Source organism: Nocardia aobensis NBRC 100429 (assembly GCF_000308375.1).
In the GTDB taxonomy this organism is placed as follows: Bacteria; Actinomycetota; Actinomycetes; order Mycobacteriales; family Mycobacteriaceae; genus Nocardia; species Nocardia aobensis.
Map to the genome: position 1 here is coordinate 1 of NZ_BAFQ01000233.1, position 1,287 is coordinate 1,287.

Here is a 1,287-nt window from a genome sequence, read left to right on the forward strand (position 1 = left end):
TCAGTGTGAGACTTCCTATGCCGCTTTTGAAGTGGTAGATCTGCTTCGGTCGCGGGGTGACTCCTACGCTGGCTGCCACCCGATCGGGTTGGCCTTCTCGTGAATCGTCCACCGCGGCCGGAGCCGGTCCGGCCGGTGTGACTTGATAGGAGAAAGAGGCACATCCTCCCGACTGAGACGTGTCCACCGGCCGAACCTTCGTCACCAAAGATACAAGGAGACACAGGTTTTGGTAGTCATCGGGATCGACCCACACATGCGCAGCCACACCGCGGTGGCCGTTGACGACGCTGGCCGCAAACTCGGCCAGCTCACCATCGGATCAGCTGCCGCGGATACCGTTCGATTGCTCGAATGGGCACGTCAGTGGAATGAGACCCACCGGTGGGCGATCGAGGACTGCCGCCATGTCGCGGGTGTCCTGGTGCGAACACTGGTCGGGGCCGGTCAGACCGTGGTGATGGTGCCACCCAAGTTGATGGCCCAGGTTCGCCGTTCCGCCAGGACACACGGCAAGTCCGATCCGATCGACGCGCTGGCCGTGGCACGCGCTGCGTTGCGAGAACCGGACCTCGCCGAGGCCCACCTCGACGATGAAGCTCTCGATGTCAGGTTGCTGCTTGACCATCGCGAGGATCTGACCGCGGAGCGGACTCGGATGATCAACCGGCTGCGGTGGCACCTGCACGACCTGGAGGTTCCGCTGCCCGACGGACGCGCACTCACCAGCCTGACAGCACTCAATGCCGTCCGAGAACGCCTCGGATCATCGTCGAGCGGCATCCGCACCGAGATCGCCATCGAGCTCACCGATCGCATAATCGCGGTGACCGGCCGGATCAATGACATCAAACATCGAATCGAGGCGCGGGTGCAGATCCTGGCGCCTCAGCTCCTGAAGCTGCCCGGTTGCGCTGGTCTGACTGCCGCGAAAATCGTCGCCGAAACCGCTGGCGCAGCACGGTTTCGAACTTCGGCCGCATTCGCAATGCACGCCGGCGCGGCACCGATCCCCGTATGGACCGGTAATCGGACCAGATTCCGCCTCAACCGCGGCGGCAACCGACAGCTCAACGCCGCACTACATCGAATCGCCATCACCCAGCTACGTGACCACCCACCGGCCCGCGAACTGATCGAGCGGCGCACTGCGGCCGGCAACACCAAGAAGGAGGCACTCAGGGTCCTCAAACGCCATCTCGCCGACGTCGTCTACCACCGACTCCGACAACCCACACCCCGAAACGCCTGCCAAACCACCCTTGCTTGACATAGGAGATTCACGAA

General features: G+C 63.2%; 1 protein-coding gene. It reads left to right on the top strand.

Annotated elements, in window-relative coordinates; translation table 11 throughout:
* Window positions 1-229 precede the first annotated feature (229 nt).
* Window positions 230-1,270 carry an IS110 family RNA-guided transposase gene (locus RJ03_RS27380; protein ID WP_051025314.1) on the top strand — a complete coding sequence of 347 codons (1,041 nt, stop codon included), beginning with the start codon at window positions 230-232 and terminating at the stop codon, window positions 1,268-1,270.
* Window positions 1,271-1,287: the final 17 nt, after the last annotated feature.